Origin of the sequence: Streptomyces sp. NPDC086077, from assembly GCF_040686175.1 — a bacterium.
In the GTDB taxonomy this organism is placed as follows: Bacteria; Actinomycetota; Actinomycetes; order Streptomycetales; family Streptomycetaceae; genus Streptomyces.
In genome coordinates this window covers 1-7,630 of record NZ_JBFBJT010000235.1, presented here as the reverse complement: position 1 = coordinate 7,630, position 7,630 = coordinate 1, and the positions used below count along the sequence as shown (strand labels likewise).

Annotated in this window: 4 protein-coding genes and 1 pseudogene; all 5 read left to right on the top strand. The window is 69.5% G+C overall.

All coding sequences use genetic code 11. From position 1 onward, the window contains the following. On the top strand, positions 1-1,958 hold a 1,958-nt coding region (locus AB0O67_RS35540; protein ID WP_365459655.1), incomplete at its 5' end, for a response regulator. Between the two features lie 239 nt (positions 1,959-2,197). Further along, positions 2,198-2,875, top strand: coding sequence for a response regulator (locus tag AB0O67_RS35535; protein ID WP_365459652.1), 678 nt, complete (start codon positions 2,198-2,200; stop codon positions 2,873-2,875). Positions 2,876-3,057: 182 nt separating this feature from the next. Further along, complete coding sequence (locus AB0O67_RS35530) at positions 3,058-5,772, top strand: DNA translocase FtsK (protein WP_365459649.1); 2,715 nt, start codon at positions 3,058-3,060, stop codon at positions 5,770-5,772. Positions 5,773-6,047: 275 nt separating this feature from the next. Further along, positions 6,048-6,887, top strand: coding sequence for a RodZ domain-containing protein (locus AB0O67_RS35525; protein ID WP_365459646.1), 840 nt, complete (start codon positions 6,048-6,050; stop codon positions 6,885-6,887). A 95-nt stretch (positions 6,888-6,982) separates the two neighbouring features. Then, positions 6,983-7,630, top strand: a pseudogene (locus AB0O67_RS35520) (30S ribosomal protein S12 methylthiotransferase RimO); the annotation flags it as partial.

Here is a 7,630-nt window from a genome sequence, read left to right as displayed (position 1 = left end):
AGGACGACCAGTACGAGCTGCGGATGCTCGGCTCGTACGGCTACTCGATGGGTTCCATGCCGACGTCGTTCCGGCCCGGTGAGGCGCTGGTCGGCACGGCCGCGCAGGAGAAGCGCACGATTCTCGTGGAGAACGCGCCCAGCGGCTATCTGAAGATCTCCTCCGGGCTCGGTGAGGCACCGCCCGCGCAGGTGATCGTGCTGCCGGTGCTGTTCGAGGGCAAGGTGCTCGGCGTGATCGAGCTGGCTTCGTTCACGCCGTTCACCCAGATCCAGCGGGACTTCCTCAACCAGATCGCCGAGATGATCGCGACCAGCGTCAACACCATCTCCGTCAACACCAAGACGGAGGTGCTGCTGAAGCAGTCGCAGGAGCTGACCGAGCAACTCCGTGAGCGCTCGGCGGAGTTGGAGAACCGGCAGAAGGCACTCCAGGCGTCCAACGCCGAACTGGAGGAGAAGGCCGAGCTGCTGGCCCAGCAGAACCGCGACATCGAGGTGAAGAACACCGAGATCGAGGAGGCACGGCAGGTCCTGGAGGAGCGCGCCGAGCAGCTCGCGGTGTCGATGCGCTACAAGAGCGAGTTCCTCGCCAACATGTCGCACGAGCTGCGTACGCCGCTGAACTCGCTGCTCATCCTGGCCAAGCTGCTCGCCGACAACGCGGACGGGAACCTCACCCCGAAGCAGGTCGAGTTCGCGGAGACGATCCACGGGGCCGGCTCCGACCTGCTCCAGCTGATCAACGACATCCTGGACCTGTCGAAGGTCGAGGCGGGCAAGATGGACGTGTCCCCGACGCGTATCGCCCTCGTCCAGCTCGTCGACTACGTGGAGGCCACCTTCCGGCCGCTGACCGCGGAGAAGGGCCTGGACCTGTCCGTGCGGGTCTCCCCGGAGCTGCCGGCCACGCTGCACACGGACGAGCAGCGCCTGCTCCAGGTGCTGCGCAACCTGCTGTCGAACGGGGTGAAGTTCACCGATTCGGGCTCGGTGGAGCTGGTCATCCGTCCCGCGCGCGACGACGTGCCGCAGGCGATCCGGGAGCAGTTGCTGGAGGCCGGGTCGCTGACCGGTCCGGAGGCCGGGCTGATCGCGTTCTCGGTGACCGACACCGGCATCGGGATCGCGGCGAGCAAGATGCGGGTGATCTTCGAGGCGTTCAAGCAGGCGGACGGCACGACCAGCCGCAAGTACGGCGGTACGGGCCTCGGCCTGTCGATCTCCAGGGAGATCGCGCAGCTGCTCGGCGGTGAGATCCACGCGCAGAGCGAGCCGGGCCGCGGTTCCACCTTCACGCTGTACCTGCCGCTGCACCCGAGCGAGCTGCCGCCGCACGGCTACCAGCAGCTGCCGCCTGCGACCCCCGTGGCGGAGCTCACCGAGTGGCCCGAGCCGGCCGAGGTTGCGGTCGAGACGCCGGCCGAGGTGAAGTCGTACCGAGAGACGCAGAACGGGGCCGCCGCGCTCTTCCGGCGGCGCCGCCGGAGCACGCCCCTGGCCGAGCGACGGGCCCTGCCGCAGGAGCCGTGGCAGAGCGGTGAGGCGGAGCCGGAGCCGCACCCGCGCGTGGGCATCCGGTTCGTGGGTGAGAAGGTACTCATCGTCGACGACGACATCCGCAACGTCTTCGCGCTCACCAGCGTCCTGGAACAGCACGGGCTGTCGGTGCTGTACGCCGAGAACGGCCGTGAGGGCATCGAGGTGCTGGAACAGCACGACGACGTTGCGGTCGTCCTGATGGACATCATGATGCCCGAGATGGACGGCTATGCGACGACGACGGCGATTCGCCGGATGCCGCAGTTCGCCGGGCTGCCGATCATCGCGCTGACGGCGAAGGCGATGAAGGGCGACCGGGAGAAGGCGATCGAGTCGGGTGCGTCAGACTATGTGACGAAGCCGGTCGATCCCGATCACCTGCTGGCGGTGATGGAGCAGTGGATGCAGGGCGAATGAACGGTGGATGTCGATGGGGAGTTGCTGACTCAGAGTGCGCGTAGCCGTGTACGAGCGCGGGATTCGGGGAACCTTCTGGTCCCCTGCTGCGTTTCTGCTACGTGCACAGTGACATCGCGGTGACAGGGTGTGGCGACAAGCGGGGTGCGGCTACGATGACCGGCACGAGGATGGGCGGCGCAACGGAGTCGTCCCACGGGGCGGCGCCCGGTGCACTGCCGGGGCGAGGAGGGCGGGCCATGGTGCAGAAGGCCAAGATCCTCCTGGTCGATGACCGGCCGGAGAATCTGCTGGCGCTGGAGGCGATCCTCTCTGCGCTCGATCAGACGCTGGTGCGGGCATCGTCCGGGGAGGAAGCGCTCAAAGCACTGCTCACGGACGACTTCGCGGTCATTCTGCTGGACGTCCAGATGCCGGGAATGGACGGTTTCGAAACCGCCGCGCACATCAAGCGGCGCGAGCGGACCCGGGACATCCCGATCATCTTCCTCACCGCGATCAACCACGGCCCTCATCACACCTTCCGGGGCTACGCGGCGGGCGCGGTGGACTACATCTCCAAGCCGTTCGACCCGTGGGTGCTGCGTGCGAAGGTCTCCGTCTTCGTCGAGCTCTACATGAAGAACTGCCAGCTGCGCGAGCAGGCCGCGCTGCTGCGGCTCCAGTTGGAGGGCGGCGGCAAGGGCGCGGTCGGCGGCAAGGAGTCCGCCGGGCTGCTCGCCGAGCTGTCGGCACGCCTCGCGGCCGTCGAGGAGCAGGCCGAGGCGCTCTCCAAGCAGCTCGACGACGAGGCAGCCGACGCGGCGGCGGTGGCCACGGCCGCCCATCTGGAGCGCAAGCTCACGGGATTGCGGCGGGCGCTGGACGCGCTGGAGCCGGGCACCGGCGGGCCTCCCTCGGTACCGTCGCCGAACTGACGGCGGGCCGGGCCGAGTTGCTTGCCTGCACACCCGAGTTCACGGCGCCGCCCCACCGTGGGCTTCCACAAGGCTGCTGCTCGTGAGCCCACGTCAGTTCAACGCCTGCGCAAGGGCGACACGAACGGGTGAAGCAGTAGGCGCACGTGTCCGCTGTCGTCTCCACCGGTAACCTCACACCTATGGCCTCACGTCCCTCCGCAGCCAAGAAGCAGCCCGCCAAGAAGGCTGCCGCTTCCGCGAAGGCTCCGGCGAAGAAGGCCGCTGCGAAAAAGCCCCCCGCGAAGAAGGCGCCCGCCAGGAAGGCTCCGGCGAAGAAAGCCGCGCCCAAGCCGGCGCCGAGCCCGACCGGGGGCGTCTACCGGCTCGTCCGCGCGGTCTGGCTCGGTCTCGCGCACGCCGTGGGAGCCGTCTTCCGCGGCATAGGGCAGGGCGCCAGGAACCTCGACCCCGCCCACCGCAAGGACGGCGTCGCGCTGCTGCTTCTCGCGCTCGCGCTGATCGTCGCCGCGGGTACCTGGTCCAACCTGCGCGGCCCCGTCGGCGACCTCGTCGAGATACTGGTCACCGGTGCCTTCGGCCGACTGGACCTGCTCACGCCGATCCTGCTCGCGGTCGTCGCCGTGCGCTTCATCCGCCACCCCGAGCAGCCCGAGGCCAACGGCCGCATCGTCATCGGCCTGTCCGCGCTGCTCATCGGCGTGCTCGGCCAGGTCCACATCGCCTGCGGCTCACCAGCGCGCAGCTCCGGCATGCAGCCCATACGGGACGCCGGCGGCCTGATCGGCTGGGGCACGGCGACCCCGCTGACGTACGCCCTGGGCGAGGTGCTCGCCGTACCGCTGCTGGTGCTGCTCACGATCTTCGGGCTGCTGGTCGTCACGGCCACGCCCGTCAACGCCGTCCCGCAGCGGCTGCGGCTGCTCGGTGTGAAGCTCGGTGTCGTCCGTGACGCCGAGGCCGACGAGGACGAGTACTACGACGACGACGAGCGCTACGACGAACAGTGGCGCGAGGCGATCCCCGCGCGACCCCGCGGACGCGGGCAGTCCCCGCAGGCCTACGACCCCGACGGTGCCGAGCAGGAGGCGCTCTCCCGGCGTCGCGGCCGCCCCAGGCGCTCGTCCGTGCCGCAGCCCGAGGGAGAGCGGCAGCGGGACGCCGTGGACGTCGCCGCGGCCGCCGCCGCCGCGCTCGACGGCGCCGTGCTGCACGGCATGCCGCCCTCGCCGATCGTCGCCGACCTCACCCAGGGCGTCAGCGTGGGCGACCGCGCGGAGACCACCCCGACCCCGACGCCGGTGCCCGCCGCGCGCCCCCAGCAGGAGAAGATCGGGACCGGGGTCCCCGACCTCACCAAGTCGGCACCCGCACAGACCCGCGACCTGCCGCCCCGCGCGGAGCAGCTCCAGCTGTCCGGCGACATCACCTACGCCCTGCCGAAGCTCGACCTCCTCACGCGCGGGGGCCCCGGCAAGGCGCGCAGCGCCGCCAACGACGCCGTGGTGGCCTCGCTGACGACCGTCTTCACCGAGTTCAAGGTCGACGCGGCCGTCACCGGCTTCACGCGCGGGCCGACGGTGACGCGCTACGAGGTCGAGCTCGGTCCCGCCGTGAAGGTCGAGCGGATCACCGCGCTCACCAAGAACATCGCGTACGCCGTCGCCAGCCCCGACGTGCGGATCATCAGCCCCATCCCGGGCAAGTCCGCGGTCGGCATCGAGATCCCGAACACCGACCGCGAGATGGTCAACCTCGGCGACGTGCTGCGGCTCGCGGAGTCCGCCGAGGACGACGACCCCATGCTGGTGGCGTTCGGCAAGGACGTCGAGGGCGGGTACGTCATGCACTCGCTCGCGAAGATGCCGCACATCCTGGTCGCCGGAGCCACCGGTTCCGGCAAGTCGTCCTGCATCAACTGCCTGATCACCTCGATCATGATGCGGGCGACCCCGGAGGACGTCCGGATGATCCTCGTCGACCCCAAGCGCGTCGAGCTGACCGCCTACGAGGGCATCCCGCACCTGATCACGCCGATCATCACCAACCCGAAGCGGGCCGCCGAGGCGCTCCAGTGGGTCGTACGGGAGATGGACCTCCGTTACGACGACCTGGCGGCGTACGGCTACCGGCACATCGACGACTTCAACCGGGCCGTGCGGGAGGGCAAGGTCAAACCGCCCGAGGGCAGCGAGCGGGAGCTCCAGCCGTACCCCTATCTGCTGGTGATCGTCGACGAGCTCGCCGACCTGATGATGGTGGCGCCGCGGGACGTCGAGGACTCGATCGTGCGCATCACGCAGCTCGCGCGCGCGGCCGGCATCCACCTGGTGCTGGCGACGCAGCGGCCGTCCGTGGACGTCGTCACCGGTCTGATCAAGGCGAACGTGCCCTCGCGGCTGGCCTTCGCCACCTCGTCGCTGGCGGACTCGCGCGTCATCCTCGACCAGCCCGGCGCCGAGAAGCTGATCGGCAAGGGCGACGGGCTGTTCCTGCCGATGGGCGCGAACAAGCCGACGCGTATGCAGGGCGCGTTCGTGACCGAGGAGGAGGTCGCGGTCGTCGTCCAGCACTGCAAGGACCAGATGGCACCCGTCTTCCGCGAGGACGTCACCGTCGGCACCAAGCAGAAGAAGGAGATCGACGAGGACATCGGCGACGACCTCGACCTGCTGTGCCAGGCGGCCGAGCTGGTCGTCTCCACGCAGTTCGGGTCGACCTCGATGCTCCAGCGCAAGCTGCGTGTCGGCTTCGCCAAGGCCGGGCGGCTGATGGACCTGATGGAGTCCCGGAACATCGTCGGGCCGAGTGAGGGGTCCAAGGCGCGTGATGTTCTTGTGAAACCCGATGAGCTGGATGGCGTGCTCGCCGTCATCCGTGGGGAGTCTGAAGGGTAGGCAAGCGGGTCACGCTCGTCGGCTCGCCGCACAAGGTTGTTCGATCGTGACTCACCCGTAAGGGATCATTGAGCAACCGTTTCCCCGCGTCGCACGTCAAGTTGAGGGAAGCGACAAGCACCCGCCCCATCATTCGTCAAGCACCACCCCCGTCACCGGGACGTCAGGCCATTCGGATGGCGTACAAAGTCCCTCCGTCGGGTTGCCCCACCCTTTTGCACCCCCCCTAGACTGAACCTCCAGCACAGGTGGCTACACGCTCGAAAGGCGCCCCCGTGTCCATCGGCAACTCCCCTGAAGACGAGCGTCCGTTCGAAGACGTTTCCGAGGAAGCCCGCCCCTCCATCGGCCGTGCCCTGCAGCAGGCGCGTATCGCCGCAGGGCTGACCGTCGATGACGTCAGTACCGCCACCCGGGTCCGCATCGGCATCGTGCACGCCATCGAGGCGGACGACTTCGCGCCCTGCGGCGGCGACGTCTACGCGCGCGGGCACATCAGGACCCTGGCCAAGTACGTCCACCTGGATCCGGCCCCCCTCCTCGAGCAGTACGACGCCGAGCGCGGCGGGAGTCCGGCGCCGACGCCGGCGGCGCCGCTGTTCGAGGCCGAGCGCATCCGTCCCGAGCGGCGGGGGCCCAACTGGACCGCGGCGATGGTCGCGGCCATCGTCGCCGTGATCGGCTTCGTCGGGTTCACCCTGTTCAAGGGTGAGACCGAGGACGGCTCCAAGGCGCCGGTCGCGGAAGGCGCCAAGCCCTCCGACGGCAAGACCGCCTCGCCGTCGGCCGACGCGCCCAAGCCCACCGACCCCAAGCCCGACCCCACCGAGAGCGCCATCGCGGCCGCCCCCCGTGACAAGGTCACCGTCCAGGTCAGCGCCACCGACGGCCGCAGCTGGATCTCCGCCAAGGACCACAACGGCCGGCTCCTGTTCGACGGTCTGCTCAAGCAGGGCCAGTCCAAGACCTTCCAGGACAGCTCCAAGATCAACCTGGTGCTCGGCGACGCGGGCGCCATCCAGCTCTATGTGAACGGCAAGAAGATCGACGACGACTTCCAGCCCGGCGCCGTGGAGCGGCTGACGTACACGAAGGGCGACCCGCAGGCCGGATAGACGGTCCTTGCGGGGGCGCGGTGCGTACGGGGTTGGCCAAGATCGGCCAACCCCGTCGACGTGGGGTGTCCGTGGGACGAAGTAGTCTTGAGCCCATGCCTGAACGCCGTACCGTCGCACTTGTCACCCTTGGCTGCGCCCGTAACGAGGTGGACTCGGAGGAGCTCGCAGGCCGCTTGGAGGCGGACGGCTGGGAGCTGGTCGAGGACGCCGGGGACGCGGACGTCGCCGTCGTGAACACCTGCGGCTTCGTCGACGCCGCCAAGAAGGACTCGGTCGACGCCCTCTTGGAGGCCAACGACCTCAAGGGACACGGCAGAACCCAGGCCGTCGTGGCGGTGGGCTGCATGGCCGAGCGGTACGGCAAGGAACTCGCCGAGGCCCTCCCCGAGGCAGACGGCGTGCTCGGCTTCGACGACTACACGGACATCTCCGACCGACTGCAGACCATCCTGAACGGCGGCATCCACGCCGCGCACACGCCCCGCGACCGGCGCAAGCTGCTGCCGATCAGCCCCGCCGAGCGACAGACGGTCTCCGACGTGGCACTGCCCGGCCACGGCGCCCCCTCGGATCTCCCGCAGGGACTCGCCCCGGCCTCCGGCCCGCGCGCGCCGCTGCGGCGCCGGCTCGACGGCAGCCCCGTCGCCTCGGTGAAGCTGGCCTCCGGCTGCGACCGGCGCTGCACCTTCTGCGCCATCCCGTCCTTCCGCGGCTCCTTCATCTCCCGCCGCCCGAGCGAC